Annotated in this window: 27 protein-coding genes, 1 pseudogene and 1 riboswitch; of the genes and pseudogenes, 16 read left to right on the forward strand and 12 right to left on the reverse strand. The window is 70.9% G+C overall.

Features of this window, described 5'->3' with window-relative positions; all coding sequences use genetic code 11:
• Positions 1–14: 14 nt before the first annotated feature.
• From AVAK2825_RS19475 to AVAK2825_RS19485, 3 genes are read right to left on the reverse strand one after another with little or no spacing between them, the layout of a single operon-like run.
• Entirely contained in the window at positions 15–359 is a 345-nt protein-coding gene (locus AVAK2825_RS19475) for a rhodanese-like domain-containing protein (RefSeq protein ID WP_284401961.1), read from the reverse strand.
• A gap of 28 nt (positions 360–387) precedes the next feature.
• Positions 388–1,098, reverse strand: a complete 711-nt coding sequence (locus tag AVAK2825_RS19480) for a protein-L-isoaspartate O-methyltransferase family protein (RefSeq protein ID WP_284401962.1) — start codon at positions 1,096–1,098, stop codon at positions 388–390.
• A gap of 31 nt (positions 1,099–1,129) precedes the next feature.
• Positions 1,130–1,825 (reverse strand): TetR/AcrR family transcriptional regulator, encoded by a 696-nt coding sequence (locus AVAK2825_RS19485; RefSeq protein WP_284401964.1) that lies wholly within the window; start codon positions 1,823–1,825, stop codon positions 1,130–1,132.
• 107 nt (positions 1,826–1,932) lie between these two features.
• On the opposite strand from AVAK2825_RS19485, the gene msrA reads away from it, so the two are divergent.
• From msrA to AVAK2825_RS19535, 10 genes are all read left to right on the forward strand, one after another.
• Complete coding sequence (msrA, locus tag AVAK2825_RS19490; protein WP_284401966.1) at positions 1,933–2,472, forward strand: peptide-methionine (S)-S-oxide reductase MsrA; 540 nt, start codon at positions 1,933–1,935, stop codon at positions 2,470–2,472.
• 135 nt (positions 2,473–2,607) lie between these two features.
• Positions 2,608–3,066, forward strand: a complete 459-nt coding sequence (locus tag AVAK2825_RS19495; RefSeq protein WP_284401968.1) for a hypothetical protein — start codon at positions 2,608–2,610, stop codon at positions 3,064–3,066.
• Between the two features lie 5 nt (positions 3,067–3,071).
• Positions 3,072–3,275 carry a hypothetical protein gene (locus tag AVAK2825_RS19500; RefSeq protein ID WP_284401970.1) on the forward strand — a complete coding sequence of 68 codons (204 nt, stop codon included), beginning with the start codon at positions 3,072–3,074 and terminating at the stop codon, positions 3,273–3,275.
• Between the two features lie 137 nt (positions 3,276–3,412).
• The gene (locus tag AVAK2825_RS19505; RefSeq protein ID WP_284401971.1) at positions 3,413–3,895 is read left to right on the forward strand and encodes a Fur family transcriptional regulator; all 483 of its coding nucleotides are present in this window, start codon (positions 3,413–3,415) and stop codon (positions 3,893–3,895) included.
• On the forward strand, positions 3,892–4,563 hold the full coding sequence (locus AVAK2825_RS19510; protein ID WP_284401974.1) for an ABC transporter ATP-binding protein: 672 nt from the start codon (positions 3,892–3,894) through the stop codon (positions 4,561–4,563). The genes AVAK2825_RS19505 and AVAK2825_RS19510 overlap by 4 nt, the downstream gene beginning before the upstream one ends.
• 11 nt (positions 4,564–4,574) lie before the next feature.
• Positions 4,575–5,825, forward strand: a complete 1,251-nt coding sequence (locus tag AVAK2825_RS19515) for an FtsX-like permease family protein (RefSeq protein WP_284401977.1) — start codon at positions 4,575–4,577, stop codon at positions 5,823–5,825.
• An 80-nt stretch (positions 5,826–5,905) separates the two neighbouring features.
• Positions 5,906–6,166 carry a hypothetical protein gene (locus AVAK2825_RS19520; RefSeq protein WP_284401979.1) on the forward strand — a complete coding sequence of 87 codons (261 nt, stop codon included), beginning with the start codon at positions 5,906–5,908 and terminating at the stop codon, positions 6,164–6,166.
• A 97-nt stretch (positions 6,167–6,263) separates the two neighbouring features.
• Positions 6,264–6,797 (forward strand): DUF3299 domain-containing protein, encoded by a 534-nt coding sequence (locus tag AVAK2825_RS19525; RefSeq protein WP_284401981.1) that lies wholly within the window; start codon positions 6,264–6,266, stop codon positions 6,795–6,797.
• A 51-nt stretch (positions 6,798–6,848) separates the two neighbouring features.
• Positions 6,849–7,268 carry a hypothetical protein gene (locus AVAK2825_RS19530; RefSeq protein ID WP_284401982.1) on the forward strand — a complete coding sequence of 140 codons (420 nt, stop codon included), beginning with the start codon at positions 6,849–6,851 and terminating at the stop codon, positions 7,266–7,268.
• 217 nt (positions 7,269–7,485) lie between these two features.
• Positions 7,486–9,702, forward strand: a complete 2,217-nt coding sequence (locus tag AVAK2825_RS19535) for a TonB-dependent receptor (RefSeq protein WP_284401984.1) — start codon at positions 7,486–7,488, stop codon at positions 9,700–9,702.
• Positions 9,703–9,962: 260 nt separating this feature from the next.
• Here AVAK2825_RS19535 and AVAK2825_RS19540 read toward each other — a convergent pair whose 3' ends face one another.
• Genes AVAK2825_RS19540 through AVAK2825_RS19560 form a run of 5 tightly spaced genes read right to left on the reverse strand, consistent with a single transcriptional unit; the run spans position 9,963 to position 15,921 of the window.
• A complete protein-coding gene (locus tag AVAK2825_RS19540; protein WP_284401985.1) occupies positions 9,963–10,742 on the reverse strand; it encodes a (2Fe-2S) ferredoxin domain-containing protein in 780 nt (259 codons plus the stop codon).
• On the reverse strand, positions 10,739–11,566 hold the full coding sequence (locus tag AVAK2825_RS19545) for an ABC transporter ATP-binding protein (RefSeq protein WP_284401987.1): 828 nt from the start codon (positions 11,564–11,566) through the stop codon (positions 10,739–10,741). Before AVAK2825_RS19545 ends, AVAK2825_RS19540 begins: the two co-directional genes overlap by 4 nt.
• On the reverse strand, positions 11,563–12,663 hold the full coding sequence (locus AVAK2825_RS19550) for a FecCD family ABC transporter permease (protein ID WP_284401988.1): 1,101 nt from the start codon (positions 12,661–12,663) through the stop codon (positions 11,563–11,565). Before AVAK2825_RS19550 ends, AVAK2825_RS19545 begins: the two co-directional genes overlap by 4 nt.
• Positions 12,660–13,781, reverse strand: coding sequence for an ABC transporter substrate-binding protein (locus tag AVAK2825_RS19555; protein ID WP_284401990.1), 1,122 nt, complete (start codon positions 13,779–13,781; stop codon positions 12,660–12,662). Before AVAK2825_RS19555 ends, AVAK2825_RS19550 begins: the two co-directional genes overlap by 4 nt.
• Before the next feature lies 1 nt (position 13,782).
• A complete protein-coding gene (locus AVAK2825_RS19560) occupies positions 13,783–15,921 on the reverse strand; it encodes a TonB-dependent receptor (protein ID WP_284401992.1) in 2,139 nt (712 codons plus the stop codon).
• Positions 15,922–16,026: 105 nt separating this feature from the next.
• Positions 16,027–16,313, reverse strand: a riboswitch (cobalamin riboswitch).
• Positions 16,314–16,425: 112 nt separating this feature from the next.
• Here AVAK2825_RS19560 and AVAK2825_RS19565 point away from each other — a divergent pair.
• The gene (locus AVAK2825_RS19565; RefSeq protein ID WP_284401994.1) at positions 16,426–17,379 is read left to right on the forward strand and encodes an AEC family transporter; all 954 of its coding nucleotides are present in this window, start codon (positions 16,426–16,428) and stop codon (positions 17,377–17,379) included.
• A 51-nt stretch (positions 17,380–17,430) separates the two neighbouring features.
• Here the strand turns inward: AVAK2825_RS19565 and pdxH are convergent, their stop codons facing one another.
• Both pdxH and AVAK2825_RS19575 read right to left on the reverse strand, forming a co-directional pair.
• A complete protein-coding gene (gene pdxH, locus AVAK2825_RS19570; protein ID WP_284401996.1) occupies positions 17,431–18,084 on the reverse strand; it encodes a pyridoxamine 5'-phosphate oxidase in 654 nt (217 codons plus the stop codon).
• A 31-nt stretch (positions 18,085–18,115) separates the two neighbouring features.
• Positions 18,116–18,712, reverse strand: a complete 597-nt coding sequence (locus tag AVAK2825_RS19575) for a gamma-glutamylcyclotransferase (protein ID WP_284401998.1) — start codon at positions 18,710–18,712, stop codon at positions 18,116–18,118.
• Between the two features lie 58 nt (positions 18,713–18,770).
• On the opposite strand from AVAK2825_RS19575, the gene AVAK2825_RS19580 reads away from it, so the two are divergent.
• Positions 18,771–19,301, forward strand: coding sequence for an OmpA family protein (locus tag AVAK2825_RS19580; protein WP_284401999.1), 531 nt, complete (start codon positions 18,771–18,773; stop codon positions 19,299–19,301).
• Between the two features lie 101 nt (positions 19,302–19,402).
• Here AVAK2825_RS19580 and AVAK2825_RS19585 read toward each other — a convergent pair whose 3' ends face one another.
• Positions 19,403–20,371, reverse strand: coding sequence for a threonine ammonia-lyase (locus AVAK2825_RS19585; protein ID WP_284402000.1), 969 nt, complete (start codon positions 20,369–20,371; stop codon positions 19,403–19,405).
• 114 nt (positions 20,372–20,485) lie between these two features.
• Here AVAK2825_RS19585 and AVAK2825_RS19590 point away from each other — a divergent pair, with 114 nt between their 5' ends.
• The gene (locus tag AVAK2825_RS19590; RefSeq protein WP_284402002.1) at positions 20,486–20,959 is read left to right on the forward strand and encodes an Lrp/AsnC family transcriptional regulator; all 474 of its coding nucleotides are present in this window, start codon (positions 20,486–20,488) and stop codon (positions 20,957–20,959) included.
• Here AVAK2825_RS19590 and gntR read toward each other — a convergent pair whose 3' ends face one another.
• Entirely contained in the window at positions 20,960–21,988 is a 1,029-nt protein-coding gene (gene gntR, locus AVAK2825_RS19595) for an HTH-type transcriptional regulator GntR (protein ID WP_284402004.1), read from the reverse strand.
• Between the two features lie 161 nt (positions 21,989–22,149).
• Here gntR and AVAK2825_RS19600 point away from each other — a divergent pair.
• The 3 genes and pseudogenes from AVAK2825_RS19600 to AVAK2825_RS19610 form a co-directional block, all read left to right on the forward strand.
• Positions 22,150–22,671, forward strand: a pseudogene (locus tag AVAK2825_RS19600) (gluconokinase); the annotation flags it as partial.
• Positions 22,672–22,725: 54 nt separating this feature from the next.
• On the forward strand, positions 22,726–23,277 hold the full coding sequence (locus tag AVAK2825_RS19605; RefSeq protein WP_502870569.1) for a TRAP transporter small permease: 552 nt from the start codon (positions 22,726–22,728) through the stop codon (positions 23,275–23,277).
• 10 nt (positions 23,278–23,287) lie between these two features.
• Entirely contained in the window at positions 23,288–24,568 is a 1,281-nt protein-coding gene (locus AVAK2825_RS19610) for a TRAP transporter large permease (protein ID WP_284402006.1), read from the forward strand.
• The last annotated feature ends 9 nt before the right edge of the window (positions 24,569–24,577 follow it).

Below are 24,577 nucleotides of genomic sequence, written 5' to 3' on the forward strand. Positions count from 1 at the left end.
GCCACGGGGATCGATCAGTACCGGGGGACCGCCGCGTCGCGCTCGTGCGACCAGGCATCGATGCCGCCGCTGATGTTGGCCACGTGGTCGAAGCCCTGCTGGTCGAGGTAGTTCGCCACGCGCAGGCTGCGCACGCCGTGGTGGCACAGGCAGGCGGTGGGGCGATCGCGGTCCAGTTCGGCCAGGCGCGAGGGCAACTCGCCCATCGGGATGGCGGCCACATCGAACCCGTCCTCGGCGGCGACGCTCGCGGTCTGCAGCTCCCACGGCTCGCGCACGTCCAGCACCAGCGGGCGGGCACCGACGGGGGTGGCGGCGAGCCACTCGGTGAGCTGGGCGGGGCGGACGTGGTCGATCATGCGGATTCCTGAGAAAGACGAAAGGGGATCAGAAGGTGAAGCGCGATGGCTCGGGAAAGTGCAGCAGGCGCGGGGCGATGGTGTCCCACGGCTGCGTGGTCTCGAAACGGTCGCCGGTGCGGCGGATGAACGTGGCGCGCATCATCGGCTCCTGGCCCACGACGGCGGCGAGCCGGCCGCCTTCGCTCAGTTGCGACAGCAGGGCCTGCGGCACGTCGCTCACCGAGCCGCTGAGCACGATCACGTCGAAGGGGCCTTGCTCCACCGCACCCTGGGCGCCATCGGCCTGTCGCACCTCGGCATTCAGCACGCCGGCGCTGCGCAGGTTTTCGCGGGCGAATTCGACCAGATCGGGTTCGATCTCCAGCGCCAGGACCTGCGCGGCGCGGTGGGCCAGCAGGGCCGCCATGTAGCCCGAGCCGGCGCCGATCTCCAGCACCCGGTCGGTCGGCTTGACCTGCAGGTCCTGCAGCAGGCGGGCTTCCACGCGCGGGGCCAGCATGCACTGGCCCAGGCGCTGGGCCAGCTCGTTGGAGGCATTGAGAGGGATCTCCATGTCCATGAACGCCATGCTGCGGTAGGCGGGCGGCACGAATTCCTCGCGGCGCACCACGGACAGCAGGTCCAGCACGTCGGTGTCCAGCACGTTCCAAGGGCGGATCTGCTGCTCGATCATGTTGTAGCGGGCCTGCAGGATGGGATCGCTGATGTTGGCGGACGTGTTCAGGGGCATGTTCATGGGGTTACTCCGGGCGGGATCGTGGATCGGGTCAACCCTCGATTTTAGGGGCCGCGGGCGGCGCGGCCACCGGCACGCAGAGCCCGCACAGGAGGTTGTCCACCTGCGCGGCGATGAAGCGCTCGGGTGTGAGCCGCTCCAGGTCGGGCATGCAGGCCGTGGAGTGCTTCCACATCGTCATGAAGATGAGCGGCGCCAGCACGACGTGGATGCCGCAATCCATGTCGGGCACGCGGAACTCGCCCCGGTCCACGCCGCGCTTCAGGATGCGGCCGATGAGCCTCTGGCCGGGCTCGACCACTTCATTGCGGTAGAACGCCACGATGTCGGGAAAGTTGTTGGATTCGCCGAGCATCAGCTTGGTGATGCCGGAGGCGGGCGTGGCGCCGATGCGTTCCCACCACAGCTGGTAGGCGTAGCGCAGCAGCTCGGCGGTGCTGTGGGGGTACTGGTCGATCTCCAGGTCCCATTCGGGGAAATGGCGGCCGATGTTCTGGCGCACCACCTCCTTGAAAAGGTCTTCCTTGCTCGGGAAGTACAGGAACAGCGTGCCCTTGGACACCCCGGCGCGGGCCGCGACCTCGTCCACCTTGGTGGCGGCGTAGCCCTTCTCGACGAAGAGTTCCAGCGCGGCGTCCAGCAGTTCGCCCGGCCGTGCCTCCTTGCGGCGCTCGCGCTTGGAGGCCTCGGTGGACGGCTGGGGGGCGGGGGAGGGGGACGAATTCATAATTAATGACTGACTGGTTAGTAATGTAGCAATCCCGCAGAGCAGCGTCAACGCGGTGGGACTTCCATAATGGCCCGATCGCCACTCCTACCCTGTAAGACCATCCCATGACACTGCAAACCATCACCCTGGGCGGCGGCTGCTTCTGGTGCACCGAAGCCGTGTTCGACCGCGTTCGCGGCGTGATCGACGTTGAGAGCGGCTACGCCAACGGCCGCGAACCCAACCCCACGTACGAGGACGTCTGCACCGGCACCACCGGCCATGCCGAGGTGGTGCGGCTGACCTTCGACCCCGCGGTGATCGCGCTGCGCGACCTGCTGGAGATCTTCTTCGCCACGCACGACCCCACCACGCTGAACCGCCAGGGCAACGACGTGGGCACGCAGTACCGCAGCGGCATCTACACCGAGACCCCCGAGCACCAAAGCGAAGCCGAGGCGATGGTGCGGCAGATGTCGCAGGACAAGCTCTTCGGCGCCCCCATCGTGACCGAGGTGGTGCCGCTCAAGGGCTACTGGCCGGCCGAGGATTACCACCAGGACTACTTTCTGAACCACCCCGGCCAGGGCTACTGTGCCTACGTGGTGGGGCCCAAGGTGGAGAAATTCCGCAAGACGTTCACCCGGTTCCTGAAGCCGGACTGAGCCGGCGGCGCCCCGGTGGCCTGCGGTCGCGGGCCATTGATTCGACCAATGGTTACGTAATTCATCGGCAAAATCCTTCGGTTTTTGTCTAGACTTGCGCCCTGTCAAAACAAGGACTCAGGCGGAGGTCGAACCGTGTCGGCAGGTGCAGAGAATGAACCCCGGTGGCTGGACTATTGGCGGGAGAACATGGAGGCGCTCGGGATTCCCGTGCCGGCCACCGCGTTCCCGAATTACGCGTTGATCGTGGGCACCATCAAGACCCTGGTGGACGCCGCCCGTGTGCACGGGCCGCGGGTGACGGTGGGCGAGCTGGTTGTCGCCGGCACGCTGCCCGAGCGCCTGGCCATGCTGGGGGCATTGGGCGTGGCCTACTTCGCCGGGGCGGCGGTGGGCAGCGCGGCCGTGGCCACCGGGCGGGTGATCTCGGGCGGCACCGGGCTGTCGGACGTGCTGTTCTACGCGTCGCGCCACGGCTTTCTCAACCCGCAGGTGGGCACGGTGCTGCAGACCCACCCGCAGATCTACCAGCGCCGGCATGCGGGGCGCATGACCCTGGCGCTGTCCCCCCAGAGCCTGTCGCGGGCGAGGTGATCTCCATGGCCCCATCTTCTTCTTTCAAGGACGGCGCGTACCTGCTGGTGACGGCATTGGCGTGCGCGGGTGCGTCCTGGCTGGCCTTCACATTTTTCGGGGAGGCGGTGTTCTACGGACTCTTCGGCCTCTCCTGGCTGGCCCTCAGCCTGGACAACGTGCGGCTGCGGCGCCAGCTCCGGAAACTGCAGGACGGGCAGGCGCCGTAGCGGCCGGGTCAGGCCAGCGGGCCACCCGCCAGACGGCCGAACGGAAAGGGTGGCCTGGGGCAAAGCTGCCATAATGCAACCCGTTTGCGTTACCAAGCCATCCCCGGCGCCTTTGCGCGCGCCGCTGGCCGCCCGCCATGCCCCGTTCTCCCCACCCCGATCCGTCCGCGCCCCGCGCCCTGCCGCCCGGCCTGCGTTCCACCCGCGCCACGCGCGCGCTGCTGGCGCTGATGTCCTCGCAGCCCTCCGTCGCGGTGTCCGGCGCGGAGGTGGAATCCGCCCTGGCCCGGCGGGGCGTGGTGGTCAACCGCGTCACGGTCTACCGGCTGCTGGACCGGCTGGCCAGCGCCGGGCTGATGCGCCGGCACATCGATGCCCAGCGCGTGGCCCGCTACACCCTGGTGGGCCACAAGAGCGAGCCTGCCGCGCCGCATTTCGAGTGCAACGACTGCCACCGGCAGTTTCCCGTCACCGAAGGGGGTGCCCCGCTGCAGGCGGCCGCGCGCCAGATGCTGAAGGCCCTGGCCTCGGCCGGCCACGACCGCCTGGCGCTGGACGTCGCCGTGCGCGGCCGGTGCGCCGTGTGCGCGCAAACCGCGCACCCCGGGGACGGCGAGTGATCCGCACGCAGGCGCTGGCCTTCGCCCACGCCGGCACCGCACCGCTACAGTTTCCTGATGTGGACCTGCCGCAGGGCGGCTGTCTGCTGCTGCAGGGGCGCTCGGGCTCGGGCAAATCGACCTGGCTGGCCCTGGTGGCCGGGCTGCGCCGCGCCAGCGCCGGCACGGTGGAGGTGGCGGGCCAGGCGCTGGACCGCCTGGGTGGCGCGGCGCGCGATGCCTGGCGGGCGCGCCACATCGGCTTCGTGCCGCAGACCCTGCACCTGAGCGCCGCGCTCACCGTGGCCGAGAACCTCGCGCTGCCGTACTTCGCCGCCGGGCTGCCGCGCGATGCCGCCGCCATCCACGCCGCGCTCGACCGCCTGGGCGTGGCCGACCTGGCGGGCCGCCGGCCGCATCAACTGTCGGGCGGGCAGGCGCAGCGCGTGGCCCTGGCGCGCGCCGTGCTGCTGTCGCCCCGGGTGCTGCTGGCCGACGAGCCGACCGCCAGCCTGGACGACGAGGCGGCCGCCGATGCGCTGGCGCTGCTCACGGCCTGCGCCGAGGCGTGCGGCGCCAGCCTGGTGGTCGCCACGCACGACCGGCGCGCAGCGCAGGCCCTGGCGGACCGGCCGGGCGCCCAGCGCCTGGATCTGAATGAAATCGGCCTGCAGGGCAATCAACCCTAGGGCATATCGCTATGAAAAATATAGCAAACGTCCTGGGCCTTTCGTGGCGTTACCTGTGGTCGCGCCCGCTGCCGGCCGCGCTCAACCTGCTGCTGCTCGCGCTCGGCCTCGCCGCGGTCACGCTGGTGCTGCTGGTCAGCCGCCAGATCGACCAGGCGTTCGAGCGCGACGTGCAGGGCATCGACCTGGTGGTGGGGGCCAAGGGCAGCCCGCTGCAGCTGATCCTGGCGGGCGTGTTCCACATCGACGTGCCGCCCGGCAACATCGCCCTGGCCGACTTCGAGGCGCTGGCCCGCCAGCCGCTGGTGGCCGAGGCCATTCCGCTGAGCCTGGGCGACAGCTTCTCCGGCTACCGCATCGTGGGCACCACGCCGCAGTACCCCGCGCACTACGGCGCCGCGCTGTCCCAGGGCCGCCTGTGGCAGCAGCCCATGGAGGCCGTGCTGGGCGCCGCGGTGGCGCGCGCCATGGCCAGCGCCGCGCAGGATGCCGCGCCGGGGCAGGGCGACGCGCTGCTGGGCCGGCGGTTCGTGGGCAGCCATGGCCTGGCCGGCGGGGGGCACGCGCACGGCGACCACCCCTACACCGTGGCGGGCGTGCTCGCGCCCTGCGGCTGCGTGCTGGACCGGCTGGTGCTCACCGCCACCGAATCCGTGTGGAAGGTGCACGAAAGCGCGCAGGCCGACGACCCCGACGATCTGGAGGCGCTGCGCCAGGAGCGCGAGGTAACGCTGGCGCTGGTGCGCTACCGCAGCCCGCTCGCGGCCGTGACCCTGCCGCGCTACATCAATGCCAACACCCCCATGCAGGCCGCCGCGCCCGCCGTCGAGGTGACGCGCCTGCTGCGCCTGCTGGGCGTGGGCGCCGACGTGCTGCAGGCCTTCGGCGCGGTGCTGCTGGGCGTGGCGGCGTTGAGCGTCTTCATCGCGCTGTGGAACGCCGTGCGCGAGCGCCGCGCCGACCTGGCCATGCTGCGCATGCTGGGCGCCTCGCCCGCGCGTGTGGGCGGCCTGCTGCTCGCCGAGGCGCTGTGGCTGGCGCTGATCGCCTCGGCCCTGGGCCTGGCCGCCGGCCATGCGCTGGCGGCGGTGGTGGGCTGGATGCTGCAGGCGCAGAACGCCATGCCCGTCACCGGCGCGCTGTGGCTGCCCGAGGAATGGGCGGTGCCCGGCCTCGCGGTGGCCGTGGCGGCGGTGGCGGCGCTGCTGCCGGCCGTGCAGGCGTACCGGGTGGACGTGGCCGACCTGCTGGCGCGGCCCTGACCTGGAATGCCGCGATGCCTGGACGGCCCCGAACCCTTCCCCCTGTTTTTGTCACTCACCTCCCTGAAAGGACTTTTTCCATGACCGCCACCTCCCGACTCCGCGCCCTGGCGCTCGCGCCGCTCTTTCTGCTGGCCGCCGTTGCCGCCCAGGCGCAGCAGCATTCCGACGCCGATACCAAGGCCGACATCCAGCGCCACCGCGCCATGGCCGCCGCGCACGAGGCCGCCGCCAAGTGCCTGGAATCCGGCAAGGGCCACGACACCTGCGAGAAGGAACTGCAGGCGGCGTGCAAGGGCCTGGCCATCGGCAAGTTCTGCGGCATGAAGCACCAGCATTGATCCGTCCCCGGGCCCGCCCCGGCCGGGCGCCTGCGACAATCGCTCAGGCCGGGCAGGGCGCCCGGCCGCCGTTCGCCGCCTTTTTGAGGACCCCCGCATGAAAGCCATCCCCCTCGCATTCGCCTGCCTGCTGGCCTGCGGCGTGGCCGGCGCGCAGGTGCCGGACGGTGCCGGCGCGGCGCTGTCGTCCCCGCTGGGCGGCGGTGGGCTGCCCCCGGGCAACGGCGCGGGCTACCACAGCCCGCAAAGCCCGATCAAGCCGCTGCCCACGCGCAGCGACGTGGTCCCCTGGTCCACGCTGACCAACTTGCAGAAGAAAACCCTCAAGACCCGCATCGAGCCGGTCTTCAACCCCGAGCAGAAGGCGCTGAACCAAACCGTGCAGCGCGTGCAGGGCTTCATGGTGCCCATGACGGCCAAGCCGCAGCAGCGGCACTTTTTGCTCACCTCGGTGCCGCTGACCTGCGCCTTCTGCATTCCCGGCGGGCCGGAGAGCATGGTCGAGGTGAAGGCCTCGTCCCCCGTCACGTATTCGCTCGAACCCGTGGTGGTCGAGGGCCGCTTCGAGACGCTGCGCAACGACGAGTACGGCCTGTTCTACCGCATGGTCGACGCCAGGCCCGTCCAGTGATGCGAGTGTTTCGCTGACACAGCGCCCAGCCCCACCGCCCCCACGTTCCCCATGACACCCGCGCGCCCGCAGCCACTGCCGCACCGCCGACGCATCGCCGTCTGGTGGATCGCGTTCGCGCTGCTGCTGGCGCCATTGCTCGGCCGCATGCACCAGGTGGTGCACGGCGGGGCGCCGGGCCTCGCCTCGGCCTCCGTCTCCTGGCCGGCGGGCGTGGCGCACCATGCCACGGCGCCCACGGCGCCCGATGCGCGGCCAGGGCAGGGCGGCGACGCACTCCACGCGTTGTTCGCCGGCCACCACGGCGCCGACTGCCAGCTGCTGGACCAGCTCCTGCTCGGCGGCGCGCTGCTGGCGGCCCTGGTGCTGCCGACGGTGCACGGCGCCGCGCAGGCACCGCTGCCGGAACACGCCTCGCACACCGGCACGCGCCAGCGGTCGGCCTTTCTCGCCCGCGCGCCCCCCGCATAGGGCTGAAGCGCGCCCCCCTGCGGCCACCGGCCGCCATACGGGGCTACTCCTTTTTTGATAGCTACCTGCCCTAGATGAATATGCGCTGGTGGCACTTTTTGGCCTGACTGCCTGCACAGCGATGGGGCCGTCCCGCCAGCCTGGGCGTGGTCCGGGCGGGCGCGGATGGAGCCGCGCGTGCGGGCCGCCGCTCTCTTTTTTCGTGAAGCCTTTGTCCATGAACTCCCACACCTCCACCGTGCGCGCCCCCCGCACCGCCGCTTCGCGCCGTGCCACGTTGCGCCCCCTGGCCTGGGCCGCACTCCTTGCGCTGGGTGGCCCCGGCCTGGTGCCGGCCGTGCATGCCCAGTCGGCCGCCGCCATCGCCCAGGCACCTGCCGAACCCGCACCCACGGGCATCCCGGCTGCCAGCGCATCCACGCCCACGCCTACCGCGCGCCTGCCCGAGGTGACCGTCACCGGCAACCCGCTGGGTGCCGCCACCGTGGTCGCGCCGGCCGCGCAGCTGTCGGGCGATGCGCTCACCCTGCGCACCCAGTCCACCCTGGGCGAGACGCTGGACGGCCTGCCGGGCGTGAGCAGCACCTACTTCGGCCCCAACGCCAGCCGCCCCATCATCCGGGGCCTGGACGGCGACCGCATCCGCATCCTGCAAAACAGCGGCGCCACGCTGGACGCCTCGGCCCTGAGCTTCGACCATGCCGTGCCCACCGAGGCGCTGGTGACCGAGCGCATCGAGGTCCTGCGCGGCCCGGCGGCACTGCTGTACGGCGGCAGCGCCGTGGGCGGCGTGGTCAACGTGATCGACAACCGCATTCCCCGCGAGCCCATCAACGGCGTGGCCGGCAAGGCCGAGGCGGCGGCCGCCACGGGCAACGGCGAGCGCTCGGGCGGCGCGATGGTGGAGGGCGGCAACGACCGCTATGCGCTGCACGTGGACGTGTTCGACCGCGACACCGACGACGTGCGCGCCCCGGCCGACCTGGCCTGCGAAAAGCCCGGCTCGCCGGGCCTGGCGCGCCGCATCTGCAACTCCGCCAGCCACACGCGCGGCGGCGCGGTGGGCGGCACGGTGTTCTTCGACCGCGGCTACCTGGGCGCCTCGGCCAGCACCTACCGCAACGACTACGGCACCGTGGCCGAGGACGACGTGACCATCGGCATGCGCTCCAACCGCTACGCGCTGGACGGCGAGTGGCGCATCGACGCGGGCCCGCTGCAGAGCATCAAGATGCAGGCCAGCCACACCGACTACGTGCACACCGAATTCGAGGGCGGCGAGGCCGGCACCACCTTCCGCAACCGGGGCAACGACCTGCGGCTGGAGGCCAAGCACGCGCCGCTGGGCGCGCTGCAGGGCGTGATCGGCCTGCAGGCCGAGTCGTCGCGCTTCTCGGCGGTGGGCGAAGAGGCCTTCGCGCCCTACAGCCGCAGCCGGTCCACCGCGCTGTTCGCGCACGAGGAACTGGCCACCGGCTGGGGCAAGCTGACCTTCGGCGCCCGCACCGAGCAGGTGAGCGTGGAGTCGTTCGGCAGCGCCGACACCGACCGCTTCGACACCGGCAAGCACACCTTCCACCCGCACAGCGCGGCAGTGGGCGCGCTCGTGAACCTGGCGCCCGACTGGCAGCTGACCTCCAACCTGTCGTACACCCAGCGCGCGCCCAAGGACTACGAGCTGTTCGCCAACGGCCCGCACATCGCCACCGGCGCCTGGGAGACGGGCGACAGCCGCCTGGGCCTGGAGAAGGCGACCAGCATCGACGTGGGCGCCGCGTGGAAGAGCGGGCCCCAGCGATTCGCCGTCACCGCGTTCTACAGCCGGTTCTCCAACTACATCGGCCTCACGCCCACGGGCGCCAGCCTGACGGAAGAGGGCGAGCGCGTGCCCGCCGGCACGGATGGTGCGCTGCCCGAGTACCGCTACCAGGGCGTGCGCGCCAAGTTCTACGGCCTGGAAGCGAGCGGCAGCGTGCGCCTGGTGGGCGAGAGCGGCCTGGCCGGCGCCACGCTGTTCGGCGACACGGCATCGACGCTCGACCTGCAGTTGCGCGGCGACCTCGTGCGCGCCACCAACGAGGACACGGGCGAGCCGCTGCCGCGCATCGCGCCGCTGCGCCTCGGAAGCACGCTGGCCTGGGCGAGTGGCCCGTGGCGCGCCGGCGTGGGCTTTGACCACCTGGCCGCCCAGGACCGCGTGCCCAGCGACGGCACCCGCACCACCGGCGCCTACACGCTGTGGAACGCCTCGGTGGGCTACCACCAGCAGGTGCAGTTCGGCGCCACGCGCAGCAACCTGCTGTGGTATGCGCGCCTCGACAACATCACCGACAAGCTGGCCTACAGCGCCACGTCGATCCTGACCACCACGGCGTTTCCGAAGTCGCCGCTGCCGGGCCGCAGCCTGAAGGTGGGCGTGAAGGCGACGTTCTGAGCGGGCGCCGGGGGCGGGCGGCTCGGCGCCGTCCGCCCCCCGGCGAATGGGGTCAGGATAATTTGCTATTAATTTAATAGCACAATGCCTTAGATTTGATTGTGCTGGAACCCATTTCGATGGGGATTTCTCCGGTGGCAGACGCCAGACATGGAGAGTGTCGCCCGGCACCGTCTTGCAAACGGGGTGGATGCGTTCAGGCGCTCCGGCGGCTACAGAAGGCCGTCGGCGGGGCGCTGCCCGAGCGCAGCGCCCGTCTCTCAGCGCAGGGTCTGCTTGCCGGGCACCTGCGGGTAGGCCAGCTCGGCCACGGGCTCGCCGCGCAGCAGGTGGGATTCGACGATGCGGTCGATGCCGGCCTCGTCCACGCCGCCGTACCACGTGCCCTCCGGGAACACCTGCACCACCGGCGCGAGGTTGCAGGGCCCCAGGCAGCTGGTGCGGGCGCTCATCATGCCCTCGCCGGTGTTGCGCAAGTCCAGGCGCTTTTGCTCGTTGCGCAGGTGGCCCCAGACGAGCGCGGCGCCCGCGTGGTTGCAGGGGCCGCCCTGGCAGACGAGCACTCGGCGCTTTTGCGGCGGAATCACCGAACCGGCCGAAGGGGCCGCGGCGGGCGCGTCGATGGGGACCGTGGTGGATTGCAGCAGGCCGTGCACCAGCGCATCGACGGCCAGGGTGTCGCCAGGTGGCATGCACAGCGTCACGCCGGGCCGCCGCGGCGCCTGCGCATCGCGCATCCAGCGCTGCACCGCGCCGGTGATCCAGGTGCGAAAGCCCGGCTCCATCGGCAGGAGCAGCGGGACGATGGCGATTTCGTCCGCAACGTTCCCAGCGGCCAGGGCGTCCAGCGCTTCGCGCAGGCTCGGGCTGCCCTGTTCGCTGAAGGCAGGCACCACCGCCGCGAAGCAGCCCGCCATCGCGGCCTGGGCGCGCTGGGCGAGTTCTTCCATCTCGCGAACGGCCGCGCCGGTGATGGAGGCCTTGGCCAGAAGGATGGCCGCGCGCCGTAGGGGAGGGCGGATCGGGTCGCTGGGGTTCATGGGAAAGCGCTTTCGTCGGGTGTCGGGTCCATCGGGATCACATAGGGCAGCCCGCCATCGGTGCCGATGCGCGCACCGACGCCGAACAGCGCCTTCACGTTGGTGGGCGTGAGCACCTGCGCGGGCGCGCCGGCATCGAGCACGCGGCCGCCGCGCAGCATCAGCAGCCGGTCGCAAAAGCGCGCGGCCAGGGCCAGGTCGTGGATGGCGATGACGGCCCCCGCGCCGCGCTGGCGCGACAGCTCGCGCACGGTCTGCAGCGTGGCGAGCTGGTGGCGCAAGTCCAGGTCGCTGGTGGGCTCGTCCAGCAGCAGCAGGCGGCCTTGCTGGGCCCAGGCGCGGGCCATCAGCACGCGCTGGCGCTCGCCGCCGCTGAGGTCGCTGAAGTGGCGCAGGGCCAGCGCCTCCAGTGCCAGGCGCTCGATCGCGGCCAGGCAGATGGCCTCGTCCTGCTGCGGCGAGCTGCGGCCCCGGTGCGGCAGCCGGCCCAGCCGCACCATGTCCAGCACCCGCAGCGACATGCCGGGGCCGGTGTGCTGGGGCACGTAGGCGACGGCACGGGCGATCTCCTGGCGCGTGCAGCCGGCCAGCGCACGGCCCTCGAGCTGCAATTGGCCGCCGCTCAGCGGCCGCAGGCCGGCCAGGCACTTGAGCAGCGAACTCTTGCCCGAACCGTTGGGGCCGACCAGGCCCAGCACTTCGCCGGGCTGCAGCACCAGGTCGATGCCCTGCAGCACCTCGGGCGAGGCGCGCCCGCCGTAGCGGCTGCGCAGGCCCTCGGCGCGCACCAGGGCAGGTGGCGCGGTGGCCGATGCGCCGCTCATGCCGACATCTCGTTGCGCCGCGTGAGCAGCAGGTGCAGGAACAGCGGCACGCCCAGGAAGGCGACGACGATGCCGACCGGCACCACCACCGGCGCGAAGAGCAGGCGGCCCGCCATGTCGGCCAGCAGCACCAGCAACCCGCCCACCACGGCCGCGAAGGGCAGCAGCGCGCGGTGGTCGCCGCCGATCAGCAGGCGCGCGATGTGCGGCGCCACCAGCCCGACGAAGCCGATCACGCCGGTGAAGCTGACGATGGCCGCGCTGCACAGCACGGCGGCCAGCGTGATCGCGATGCGGGCCCGGGCGACGGGCACCCCCAGCGACGCGGCCACATCGTCGCCGCCGGCGCTGAAGGCGTTGAGCGCGCCCGCATGGGCGAGCAGCACCGGCGCGCACACCAGGCAGATGCCGCCGGCCACCCCCACCTCGTTCCAGGAGCGGCCGTTGAGCGACCCGAAGGTCCAGTGCACGATGGCCGCGAGCTGCTGCTCGCTGGCGAAGAACTGGAGCGCCGCGGTGAGCGCGCCGAAGAGGTAGGTGAAGGCCACGCCGGCCAGCACCAGCACCATGGCATGCACGCCGCGCAGCGAGGCCAGGCCCAGCACCCCGGCCGCGCACACCATGGCCGAGGCGAAGGCCAGCGCCACTGTCCACCAGGCGCCGGTGGCGGGCAGGCTGTTCCAGCCCAGCAGGATGGCGATGGACGCGCCGAACGCCGCGGCCGGCGAGATGCCCAGCGTGTACGGGCTGACCAGCGGGTTGCGGGTGATGCCCTGCATGGCCACGCCGGCCATGGACAGCCCGGCCCCGCAGACCAGCGCCATGGCGGTGCGCGGCAGGCGCAGTTGCAGCAGCACGTTGCGCTGCGGTCCGTCGTGGGCCCAGGCCTCCAGGCCCGGCAGCAGCGACAGCAGCTGGCGCAGCACCGTGCCGACCGGCTGGGACTGCACGCCCAGGCTGAGCGAGGCCAGCACGGCCAGGCCCAGGGCGAACACCGCCAGGGCCGCGATGCGCCAGCGGCTGGCCCGCAGGCGGCCCACGGCGTGCTGCAGCGCCGCGATGGCGGGGGAGGCCGGTCCGGCATCGGTCGGGTTCATTCGCCGCCCTTCATGCGGTCCAGCGACCAGGCGTAGCCGCGCTGCGCCGGCACGCCCTGGAATGTCTGCAGCCAGGTGCCCATGACCGCCTCCGGGTCGATGCCGGCCATGCGCCCGGGGTGCAGCCACTGCGCGATCTGCAGGGCACCGGTGATCTTGGAACAGCCCGATGCGAGGTAGTAGCTCAGGTGGTGGATCTGCCGGTGGCGCACGGCCGGCGTACCCTCCCAGCCCGGCCGCGCGGCCAGTTGGCCGAGCACGTCGGCCGAGAAGGCCCGCGGGTGCGGCAGGTACTGGCCGGGCTGCAGCTTGACGACGACCTCGGGCCGGCGGGCCGCCACCTCTTCGGGGTCCACCTCGAAGTTCTGCACGTTGCCGCGCGGCGACACGCCGCCGGGCAGCCGGATGTCGCCGAACACGTTGGTGCCGCCGCCGGCCTCGATCATGTCGTGCCAGCCCGAGCCCTGCAGCACGGTCTTGTAGGGGCCGACCTCCTCGAAATACACGCGCCGGGGCGTGGCCCCCTGCAGGCGGTCCCGCAGCGTGTCGCGCCAGTGGCGGTAGAAGGCGTTGAGCCGCGCGGCCCCCTCGGTCCGGTGGAACAGCCGGCCCAGCAGCGCGACGTTCCACTCGTGCTTGAGCAGATCCCAGCCGGTGACCACGATGACTGGAATGCCGAAGGGCTTGAGCACCCGCTCGGCCTGCTTCCAGTCGCTGTTGCGCGGCATGAAGACGGCATCGGCCTGCATGCCGACGATGGCCTCGTAGTGGACGCTGGACTGTCCGCTGCCGGCGAGCATGCCGGAGGTCACGCCCGGCCAGTAGTCGGGGTGCTTGCTGCCGTCGAAGTCCACGCCAACCACGGCCGGCATGGCCCCGATGGCGCGGATGAACTCCGTCGTGTAGCGGTTGAACACGACCACGCGCCGCAGGGGCAGCGAAACGGACACGCTGCGGCCCAGGTCGTCGGTGATGGCCGTGGCCTCCCTGGCCTGGGCCGGCGCGCGGCCCGGCAGCCAGGCCGCGCCGGCGATGCCCGCCGCACCGGCCGCACCCCAGGCCCGAAGCAGGGCCCGCCGGCTGCCCTGGCCCTGCGGGACGGGGGCATCGGAACGCATGTCAGAACGCATGGGTGCCGGTCAGCCAGACGGTGCGGGGCCGGCCGAGAATCCACTGCACTTCCGAGCCCTGCGTGGCATAGCGCTTGTCCAAGAGGTTGTCCACCCGCAGGTCCAGCGTCATCCCCGCCATGGCCCGCCAGTTCACGCCGGCCTGGACCACGGTGTACGAGGGCAGCGAGGCGGTGTTGGTGTTGTTCACGAAGCGCTGGCCCACGTACTGCAGGGCCGTGCGCGCGGTCCACCGAGGGGCGAATTCCCAGAAGGCGCTCAGGTTGGCGCTGCGCCTGGGCACGGTCATCGGCACCTTGCCCGCCAGTTGCTGCGTGCCGCTGCCGACCTGGGCCCGGAAGTCGTCGAACTTCGGATCGAGCACCGTGCCGTTGACCTCCACCCGCCAGGCGCCCAGCCGGGCGGATGCCGAGGCCTCGATGCCGCGCGAGGACTGCTGGCCCACCTGTTCCTGGAGGGTGGGGTTGGCCAGGTTGGCGGTCAGCAGGTCCTTCTTGACGAGGTGGTAGGCCGCCAGCGTCCAGTCGAAGCGGCCGCCCCAGAGGCTTTGCTTGAGGCCGAATTCGATCTGCCGGCCCTGGGACAGGCCGAAGCCCTGCTGGTTGGCGCCGATGCTCGCCAGCGAGGTGACCGGGTCCTGCGCCGTGGCGATCTGGCCGTACAGCGCTACTTCCGGCACCGGGTTGAAGACCACGCCCAGGCTGCCGCTGGTGCCGCTGACCTTGCCGCGGGTGGTGTTGCGCAACTGGCGGTCTTCGCGTTCGGCGCGGTAGCTGTCGCTGCGCAGGCCGGCCACCACGGACCAGCGCTGGCTCAGCGTCAGGTGGTTTTCGAAGAAGACGCCGACGCGGTCGAGGTCCAGGTAGTACATGGGGATCGACTCGCCCCGCCACGCATCGCGGTAGAGGCCCGGCACCGGGTGCAGCGCATCGACGGTGGAGGTGCCGCCCCGGACGTTGTCGAAGCGATCGTAGAAGCTGCGCTCGAGCTGGAAGCCGGCGAGGAACGTGTTCTTCATGCCGGCGATCCGGCCCTGGAACCTGGCGTAGGTGTTGACGCCTTCCTGCGTCTGCCGCGAGTAGGAAATGTCCCGGTAGCTGCTGCGGCGCACCGACGCGGTGGCGGGCAGGTAGGTGAACACGGTGGCATCGCGGTAGCGGCGGTTGTGGGTCAGCCGGTAGAGCGTGTTGTGCACCGTGACATCGGCCGAGGGCTTCCACTCGGTGTCCAGCGTGGTCCACTGGTCCTGGAAAAACAGGTCGCTGTCGGCGATGTTGTAGTTCAGCGTCTCGGTGCCCGGCACGGGCGCGCCATTGAACACCGGGGTGCCGAGGTAGTGCATGGGCTTTTGGCGGCCGTAGTCGGCGGCCAGGATGAAGTTCAGCTGGGGCGACCGGTCGTAGCGCAGCGAGGCCGACGCGGCCAGGGTGTCGGACGCTCCGCGGTCCACCCAGTTGTCCGCGCTGCGGTGGCTCAGGTCCAGCCGGTAGGACAGGCCGTTGCCCATCGGGCCGGTGCTGCTGAAGGCTTCGTGCCGCGCGTTGTCGGAGCCCACGCCCAGGCCGATCTCGTGCGAGGCCTGCGCCGGGTCGGGCCGCTTGCTCACCACGTTGACCGCGCCGCCGATGGCACCGGCGCCGTAGAGCACCGAAGCCGGGCCGTACAGCGCCTCGATGCGCTCGACGCTCCACGGATCGAAGGGGAAGCTCACCACGCCGCCGGCGTTGGAGAGTTCCAGGCCGTTGTAGAGCTGCTTGACGGAGTTGACGCCGGTGAAGCCGCGGGCGCTGAGCACATTGCCGCCGTTGCCCGGGCTGTTGGCCGAACTCATGCCGGGCGCGAGCGTCTTGGCGTCGATGACCGACGTGGTGCCCAGGGCGCGGATCAGCTCGCCCGGCACGATGGCCACGCTGGCGGGCGTCTCGAAGGGCGTGAGTTCCAGCCGGCTGCCGGCGGTCGAGGGCAGCACCAGCGGTGTGGCGACGCCGCGGTCTTCGGTGACGGTGACCGGGGCCAGGGTGGCGGGGGCCGCGCTGCCTTCGGCCTGGGCATGGGCGCAAAGGCCGGGATAGGCGGCCGCGAGGGCGAACGGGAGCGCAGCGGCGCGCGCACGAAGGACGGGCTTCATGGGAAGGGAGGGGCGATCAAAAAAGCAACCCTGGCCGGCATCCCCGCCGGCGTCTGGGCGATACGAATGCGCCGCCCGTTCATTCACTCATGTATGCAGGCAGGCAGCGCACTCACCTCGTTGGCCGGTATCCGGGCTGACGGCGCTGCATTCCTCGCCTTCCCAGCGCTTGTTCAAGGCGTCCAGTGGCTGTGTAGAGGGATGCTGAAGGCACCTCGGCGGGGATGGCCGGTGTGCATTCGTCCGTTTGACCGTTGCGGGGGCAGCGCAGGCGGGACGGGTCGGCAGGCCGGCGCTGCGCATCAGCGGCCGGTTGCCGGGGTGTCCTCCTGCTTCCCGTTGAACTGCGGCATGTGAACCACGCCGCGAGCACCAACGGCGCGATTGTAGAGGGGGGTGTCTGGCGGAATCCGGAAAGTCCGCAATGCCTTCCTGACGGGCCCGGGGCGGGGCGGGGCGGGGCGGGGCACGGATAATCGACGGCTTTGCCCGCAGGATCGCCCCGTGAACTCCCCCGTCTTCGCCTCCATGATCCCGGTGATCCTGTTCATCGCCATCGGCTTTCTCGCGGGGCGGCTGGGCTGGGTGCGGGCCTCGGCGGTCAAGGACCTGTCCAACCTGGTGTTCCTGGTGCTCACGCCCGCGCTGCTGTTTCGCACCATGGGCACGTCGCGCGTGCAGGACCTGAACTTCGAGCCGGTGGGCCTGTACTTTCTCGCGGCCGGGCTGGTGTTCGTGGTGTCGCTGGCGGTCATGGGGTTCTCCACCCGCTCGGCCGCCTTCGGCCTGGCCAGCATGTTCAGCAACACCATCATGATCGGCGTGCCGCTGGTCGGGCTGGTCTACGGCCAGGAAGGGCTGGTGACGCTGTTCACGCTGATCTCGCTGCACGCGCTCATTTTGCTCACGGCGGCCACGGTGGTGTTCGAGCTGGCGCAGGCGCATGAAAGCCAGCGCGACGGCCGCAGCCCGCCGCGCCCCATGCTGCACACGGTGCTGCAGGCGGTGCGCAACGGCATCCTGCACCCGGTGCCGCTGCCCATCCTGGCCGGGTTGCTGTTCGCGCAGACCGGCCTGCACCTGCCCGAGGTGGTGGACAAGCCGCTGCAGCTGCTGGGCATGGCCCTCGGGCCCATGGCCCTGCTGCTGGTGGGCGTGACGCTGGCGTTCAGCAAGGTGGGCCACCATGCGCGCGACGCGCTGCGCATTTCGCTGGTCAAGAACCTGGCGCACCCGTTGCTGCTGCTGGCGCTGGCCTGGGCCTTCGGCCTGGGCGGCACCTCGACGGCGGTGATGTTCCTGGCGGCTTCGCTGCCGGTGGGGGCCAACGTGTTCCTGTTCACGCAGCGCTACGACACCATGCAGGACGAGGTGACGGCCAGCATCGCCGTGTCCACGGCGCTGGCGCTGGTGACGGTGCCGCTCATGCTGGTGGTCGCGCAGCGGTTCTTCCACTGAGGCGTGGCGCCCGGTCGGCCGGGCCGAAGCACCGGCGCACGGCGCGGGCGGTCAGGGCGCGAGGCGCTCGCGCACCCACTGGCCGCCATCGGCCCGGTAGCGCAGCCGGTCGTGCAGCCGGCTCTTGCGGCCCTGCCAGAACTCCCATTGCTCGGGCTTGAGGCGGTAGCCGCCCCAGTGCGGCGGGCGCGGCGGGCTGAGCAAGAACTGCGCGCCGTACTTGGCCGCGTTTGCCACCAGCACGCCGCGCCCGGAAATCACCTGGCTTTGCGGGCTGGCCCAGGCGCCGATGCGCGAGTCCAGCGGGCGGCTCTTGAAATAGGCGTCGCTCTCGGCGTCGTCCACCTTTTCCACGGTGCCTTCGATGCGCACCACGCGTTCCAGCTCGACCCAATGGAACTGCAGCGCCGCAAACGGGTTGCCGGCCAGTTGCCGGCCCTTGCGGCTGTCGTAGTTGGTGAACCAGACGATGCCGCGCTCGTCGTAGCCCTTGACCAGCACGATGCGCGTGCTGGGCCGCAGATCGGGTCCCACGGTGGCGAGGGTCATGGCGTTGGGCTCGGGCACCTGGGCGGCCAGGGCCTGCTGCAGCCACTGGTCGAACTGGGCCAGCGGGTCGGCCAGGGAGGCGTCTTCGCTGAGTTCCGCGCGTTCGTAGCTCTTGCGCAGGTCGGCGATGGAGGAGGAAAGGGGGCTGCTGCTCATCGGGCGATTGTGCCCCGGCGCGCGCAGCGGGTCAGCGCTTGTGGCCGGGCGCCAGCGCCAGCAGCTTGCCCAGCGCCCGGTCGTGGATGCCCAGGCGGCGCAGTTCGTCGTAGGTGGCCTGGGCGTAGTCGCGGGTGGTGCCGTAGATGCCGGTGGCCTGCTCGAAGATGCGGCGGTATTCGTCGTCCGGCAGCACGCCGGCGTGGCTCGGGCTGCGGCGCGACAGCGTGAAGGCGAGGGCGCGCACCGTGCCCTGGGGCGTCTGGCACGGCAGCCAGCGCGGGTCGTACACCGCCAGCGCCATCTCGCGCTGCCAGAGGTTGACCATGGTCTGGCGGGCGTGCTCGCGGTCCACGCGGAACACCATGCCGCGGCAGCTGCCGCCCGAGAGCATGCCGAACACCAGGCCAGGCCGCTCAGGCGTGCCGCGGTTGATGCGGCTCCACATCTTGAGGGCGCGGTGCCAGCCGTGCACGCGGGCCGGGCGCTGCTCGGCGAAGTCGAAATCGGGCCGCCAGATCAGCGAGCCATAGCCGAAGATCCACAGATCGTCCTGACCGCCCCATTCATCCAGGGTGCGCTGGAGCAGGGGGGCGGGGTCGCGCAAGGGGGCGGGCAGCGGCGTCATGACTCTACAATCGCGGGTTGTCTTCAGCCCCCATTATTTACTTTACGGAGTTCTTCCCATGGCCTTCAGCAGTTCCGATGACGACAGCCAGCAACGTTTTGCCCTCGGGTTCCTGTTCGCGCTGATTGCCCTGGTGGTGTCCTCGGTGGTGGGCGTGACGGTGTACAAGCAGCGCAGCCTGGCGCGCGCGCCGGTGGTCGAGCCCGCCGCCGTGGTGGTCGCACCCGCCGGCACGCTGGTGGTGGCCGAGGACGAAGTGGCCCGCGTGGTGGTGGACGGCGGCGTGGTCCGCTTCTACTTCGCCACGGGCCGTGCCGACCTGGCACCCGGTGCCGCACCGGCCCTGGCCGACGTGTCGCGTGCCGTGGCCGAAGGCCGCTCGGTGGTGGTCTCCGGTTACCACGATGCCACGGGCGACGCCGCCGCCAACGCGCAACTGGCCAAGGACCGTGCCTTTGCCGTGCGCGACGCGCTCAAGACGGCCGGCGTGCCCGAAGACAAGATCGACCTGCGCAAGCCCGCCGTCACGCAGGCCGGCGGCAGCAACGCCGAAGCCCGCCGCGTCGAGGTCACGCTGGCACCGCTTTGATCCGGGCGTGAGGGGGTGGCCGCCGGCCGCGTCCTCCGATCCCTCGACAGCAAGCCCGGTCCGCCGGGCTTTTTCTTTGGGCGCCGCGTTCCGAAATGACCTCAATGCAGCCACTGCACGATCTGCTGCGGGGTGAGGTTGCTGCCGCACAGCACGGTCGCCAGCTTCTGCGAGCGCAGCGCGGGGTGTTCCATCACGGCGGCCACGCCGACGATGCCGGCGGGCTCGACCATCAAGCCGGCCGTCTGGAACACCAGTTGCATCGCGCGCCGGATGGCCGCATCGCTCACCAGCAGCACGTCGTCCACCAGGCCCTGCATGTCGTCCAGCGCCTGCGGCACGGGGCGCCGGACCGCGATGCCATCGGCGATGGTCTGCGTGGCGGGCCGCTCGATCAGCCGGCGCGCCTTCCATGAGGCGGCCATGGCATCCGCGCCTTCCGCGCAAACGCCGATGACCCGCGTGGCCGGCGCATGGGCCTTCGCCCACAGGCCCATGCCATTGAGCAAGGCGCCGTTGCCCAGCGGCACCAGCAGGGCATCGAAGGCATTGCGCGCCAGCAGTTCGCGGGCGATGGTGCCGGCGCCTTCGCTGATTTGGGTCTCCAGCCCATCCTCGACCAGCAGCGCGCCGGACGACGCGCAAAAGCGCCGGGCCTCTTCCTTGGCGGAGTCGAAGTCGTCGCTGTGCAGGCGCACCTCGGCGCCCATCGCGCGCATCCGCTCGACCTTGAAGGCATTGGCCGTGGTGGCGGTATAAACCACCAGCGGCCAGCCGCGGGCGCGGCACACATAGGCCATGGCCTGCCCCCAGTTGCCGGCCGTGGCGCAGACCAGGGGCCGGCCGGCCAGCGCCGCCGCGTTGTCCTTGAGGAAGAAGTCGGCGCCGCGCCCCTTGAACGAGCGCAGCGGGTTCAGCGTTTCGACCTTGAGCGTCAGGGCAGCGCCCAGCGCCTGGCTGAGCGGCTCGCATTCGTACTGCGGGCTGTGGAGAAACACGGGGTCGATGAAGGAGGCCGCGCGCTCGATGTTGCGCAGCGACAGGCGGTGGGGGGTGTCGATAATGGTCATGCCCGAAGTATGCGAACCGGGGCGGTGGGCCGGGCCGCGATTGCGCCCCCGCCAGCGCCGCCTCGCCGCATTGTGGGCGCCTTCCACGCGGCCTTCGTGCAACCCTCCGACGCCATGCCCCTCGACGCCTTCGACCGCCAGATCCTCGACCTCTACCAGCGGGACACCCGCGTGCCCAGCGAGCAGATCGGCGCGCTCGTCGGCCTGTCCGCCGCCGCGGTGCAACGGCGGTTGAAGCGCCTGCGGGAGGCGGGAGTGATCCAGGCCGAGACCGCCCAGCTCGATTGCACCCAACTGGGCCTGGGCATCACGGCCATCGTGCAGGTCGACCTGATCGACGAGTCGGCACGCGCCACGCGGGCCTTCCGCGAGACCGTGGGGCAGCGCGGCGAGGTGCAGCAATGCTACGGCGTGGCCGGCAGCGTCGACTACGTGTTGATCGTCATAGTGCCCGATCTGGCGGCCTACGAGGCCTTCTGCAAGGCGTGCCTGCTGCACGACCCCAACGTGCGCAGCTTCACCACGCAGATCGTTCTGGATGCGCACCAGCGCGGCGCACCGCTCGCCATCCCCGCGCTGGACCGGTGATCAGGTGCTGCCGCGCACGACGAGTTCGTAGCCCAGCTCGACGCAGCTCGGCCCGGCGGGCGCGCCGCGCATCAGCCCGAGCAGCATCGCCGCGCCGGCGCGCCCGACCTCGGCGCGCGGCGTGCGTACGGTGGTGAGCGGCGGCACCATCTGGTCGCTGCCCTCCAGGTCGTTGAACCCGGCCACCGCGATCCGCTCGGGCACCGCCACCCCCAGCCGGTTGGCCGCCAGCAGCCCGCCCTGCGCGATGTCGTCGTTGCAAAAGAAGATGGCATCCACGCCGGGCATGCGGCGCACCACCTCTTCGAACAGCCGCGCGCCCAGTGCGACCGACGAGCGCTCCGGGCTGAGCACCTCCAGCGCCGGGTCGTACAGGCCCGCCTCGCGCAGGCAGCGGCGATAGCCCTCGGCGCGCTGCAGCGTGCGCGGGTCCAGCTGGGCGGCGCAGAAGGCGATGCGGCGGCGGCCCCGGTCCAGCAGGTGGCGGGTGATGGCCGCGCCCGCATCGGTCTGCGAAAACCCCACGCAGGCGACGTCCGGCGCCGTGCTGGTCTCCATCAGGTGCACGCAGGGCACGCCGCTGCGGGCGATGAGTTGGCGGGCGGTTTCGCTGCGGTCGAACCCGGTCACCAGCAGGCCGGCGGGCCGGTGGGGCAGGTAGGTGCGCAACAGCAGCTCTTCTTCGGTGGTGTCGTAGTGGGTCACGCCGATGAGCGGGTGAAAGCCCTCGGGAAACAACGTGCGGTGCACCGCCTCCAGCAGGTCGACGAAGAGCGTGTTGGACAGCATGGGCACCAGCACCAGCACCTGGGTGCTGCGCTGGGAGGCGAGGGCGCGCGCCGCCGGATCGGGCACGTAGCCCAGGCGGTCGGCCGAGGCGCGCACGCGCTCGGCCAGTTGCGCGTCCACGCTGCGTTCGCCGCGCAGCACGCGCGAGACGGTGATCGGGCTCACGGCGGCATCGCGCGCCACGTCGTCGAGCGTGATGCGGCCGCTGGAACGGCGGGGGCGGCGGGTAGCGTCGGTCAAGGGTTAATCCGGAGCAGTCTGGGTGGCATTGTTTCCTAAGATAGCGCTATCTTTCACAGGGTAAACAAGCATGCATCGTCCCATGGCGCCGTAGCGTGCAGCAAACCCTGCCCAGCCACCCGCGGTGCGGCTCCATGCCCCACCGCATTTCTTCGAATTCAATGGATAGCGCTATCTCAATGTTTCGCCCCCTGGCCATCGTCGTGATGGGCGTGTCGGGCTGCGGCAAATCCAGCGTCGGCGAGTCCTGCGCGCAGGCCCTGGGCTGGACGCTGCACGAAGGCGACGCCTACCATGCCCCCGAGAGCATCGCCAAGATGCGGGCCGGCACGCCGCTGACCGATGCCGACCGCGCCGGCTGGCTCGGCCGTCTGGCCCGACTGCTGGACTCCAGCGAAGGCGGGCAGGGCGTGGTGCTGACCTGCTCCGCGCTGCGCCGCAAATACCGCGACCGCCTGCGCGAAGCGCACCCGGCGCTCGGCTTCGTCTTCCTGAAGCTGGGCTATGACGAAGCGCTGGTGCGCGTGCAGTCGCGGCCCGGCCACTTCTTTTCGCCCGCGTTGGTGGCCGACCAGTTCGCCACGCTGGAATCGCCCGAGGGCGAGCCCGGCGTGCTGACGCTCGATGCCACGCAGCCCATCGCCACGCTGGTGCAGGACGCCGTGGCCTGGGTGCGCGGCCCCGAGGCTTTCCCCCCCCGAAAAAGCAGGCCGCGACACAGCGGCAGGAGACAACGCATGAGCAGTCCGCAGCCGCCGACGAGGGATCTGGCCGCCCCGTCTTCTTCCCCGCATGCGCCACCCCGCCGCAAGCCGGCGCTGCAGCGGCTGGCCGAGCTGTTCATGGTGCTGGCGCTCGCCGGCATGGTGGTGGCGGTGTTCGTCAACGTGGTGCTGCGCTATGTGTTCCACACCAGCATCGTGTCGTACGAAGAGGTCTCGCGCCTGCTGTTCGTGTGGCTGGTCGCGGTGGGCTCCATCGTCGCGGCCTTCGAAGGCAAGCACCTGGGCTTCGACATGCTCACCTCGCGTATGAAGGGCGGGGCGCGCAAGGGCCTGTTCTGGGTGAGCCAGCTGCTCGTGGCGGTGTGCATGGTGCTGCTGCTGAAGGGCTCGTGGGAGCAGGTGGTGGCCGGCATGAGCAGCTACAGCACGGTGCTCGGCTACCCGCTGGCGCTGGCCGCAGCCGCCACGCTGGTGCTGGCGGCCGGCCTGCTGGTGGCCCTGGTGTTCGACCTGCTGCGCGGCGAGCCGCCCACGCCGGCCGGCCCGGCGGGCGACATCGAATAAGGGGCCGGACATGATCGTGACCGCGATTTTTCTGCTGGTGCTCATCGGCGGCATGGTGATCGGCATGCCGATCGCCCACGCGCTGGTGCTGACGGGCGTGGCCCTGATGTGGCACCTGGACTTCTTCGACTCGCAGCTGCTCGCGCAGAACCTGCAGGCCGGCTTCGACAACTTTCCGCTGCTGGCGGTGCCGTTCTTCATCCTGGCGGGCGAGCTGATGAATGCGGGCGGGCTGTCGCGCCGCATCATCGACCTGGCGCGCGCCTTCGTGGGGCACATCCGCGGAGGCCTGGGTTTCGTGGCCATCGGCGCCGCGGTGCTGCTGGCCTCCATGAGCGGCTCGGCCATCGCCGACACCGCGGCCCTGGCCACCATCCTGCTGCCCATGATGCGCCAGCAGAACTACCCGCCCAGCTACAGCGCGGGCCTGCTGGCATCGGGCGGCATCATCGCGCCGATCATTCCGCCGTCGATGCCGTTCGTGATCTACGGGGTGACGACCAACACCTCCATCAGCAAGCTGTTCCTGGCCGGCGTGTTTCCCGGCCTGATGATGGGCATCTTCCTGGTTCTGGCCTGGTGGTGGATCGCCCGGAAGCACCAGCTGCCGTCCATGGAGCGCGTGGAATGGGGTGCGCGCATGAAGGCGCTGGTCAACAGCTTCTGGGCCATGATGATGCCGGTCATCATCCTGGGCGGGCTCAAGGGCGGCATCTTCACGCCGACCGAAGCGGCCGTGGTGGCCGCGGTCTACGCCCTGTTCGTGTCGATGTTCGTCTACCGCGAACTCACCTGGGCCCAGTTGTACGAGGTGTTCCTGGCCGCGGGCAAGACCACCGCCGTGGTGATGTTCCTGTGCGGCGCAGCCACCGTGACGGCCTACATGATCACCCTGGCCGACCTGCCCGCCATGCTGGCGGACAGCTTCTCCGGCGTGATGGGCAATCCCATCGTGTTCATGGCGCTGATGATGCTGTTCCTGCTCGTCGTGGGCACGGCCATGGACCTGACGCCCACCATCCTGATCTTCGGGCCGGTGTGCCTGCCGCTGGCGGTGAAGGCCGGCATCGATCCGGTGTACTTCGGCTTCATGTTCATCTATGTGGGATCGCTCGGGCTCATCACCCCGCCGGTCGGCACGGTGCAGAACGTGGTGGCGGGGGTGGGTGGTCTGCGCATGGAGACCGTCATCAAGGGCACCACGCCGTTCCTGCTGATGTACGTGGTGCTGCTGGTGCTGTTCGTGCTGTTCCCGGTGCTGATCACCGGCCCGCTGCGCTGGCTGCATTGAGCCGCCGCC

This window comes from Acidovorax sp. SUPP2825, from assembly GCF_030158995.1.
In the GTDB taxonomy this organism is placed as follows: domain Bacteria; phylum Pseudomonadota; class Gammaproteobacteria; order Burkholderiales; family Burkholderiaceae_C; genus Paracidovorax.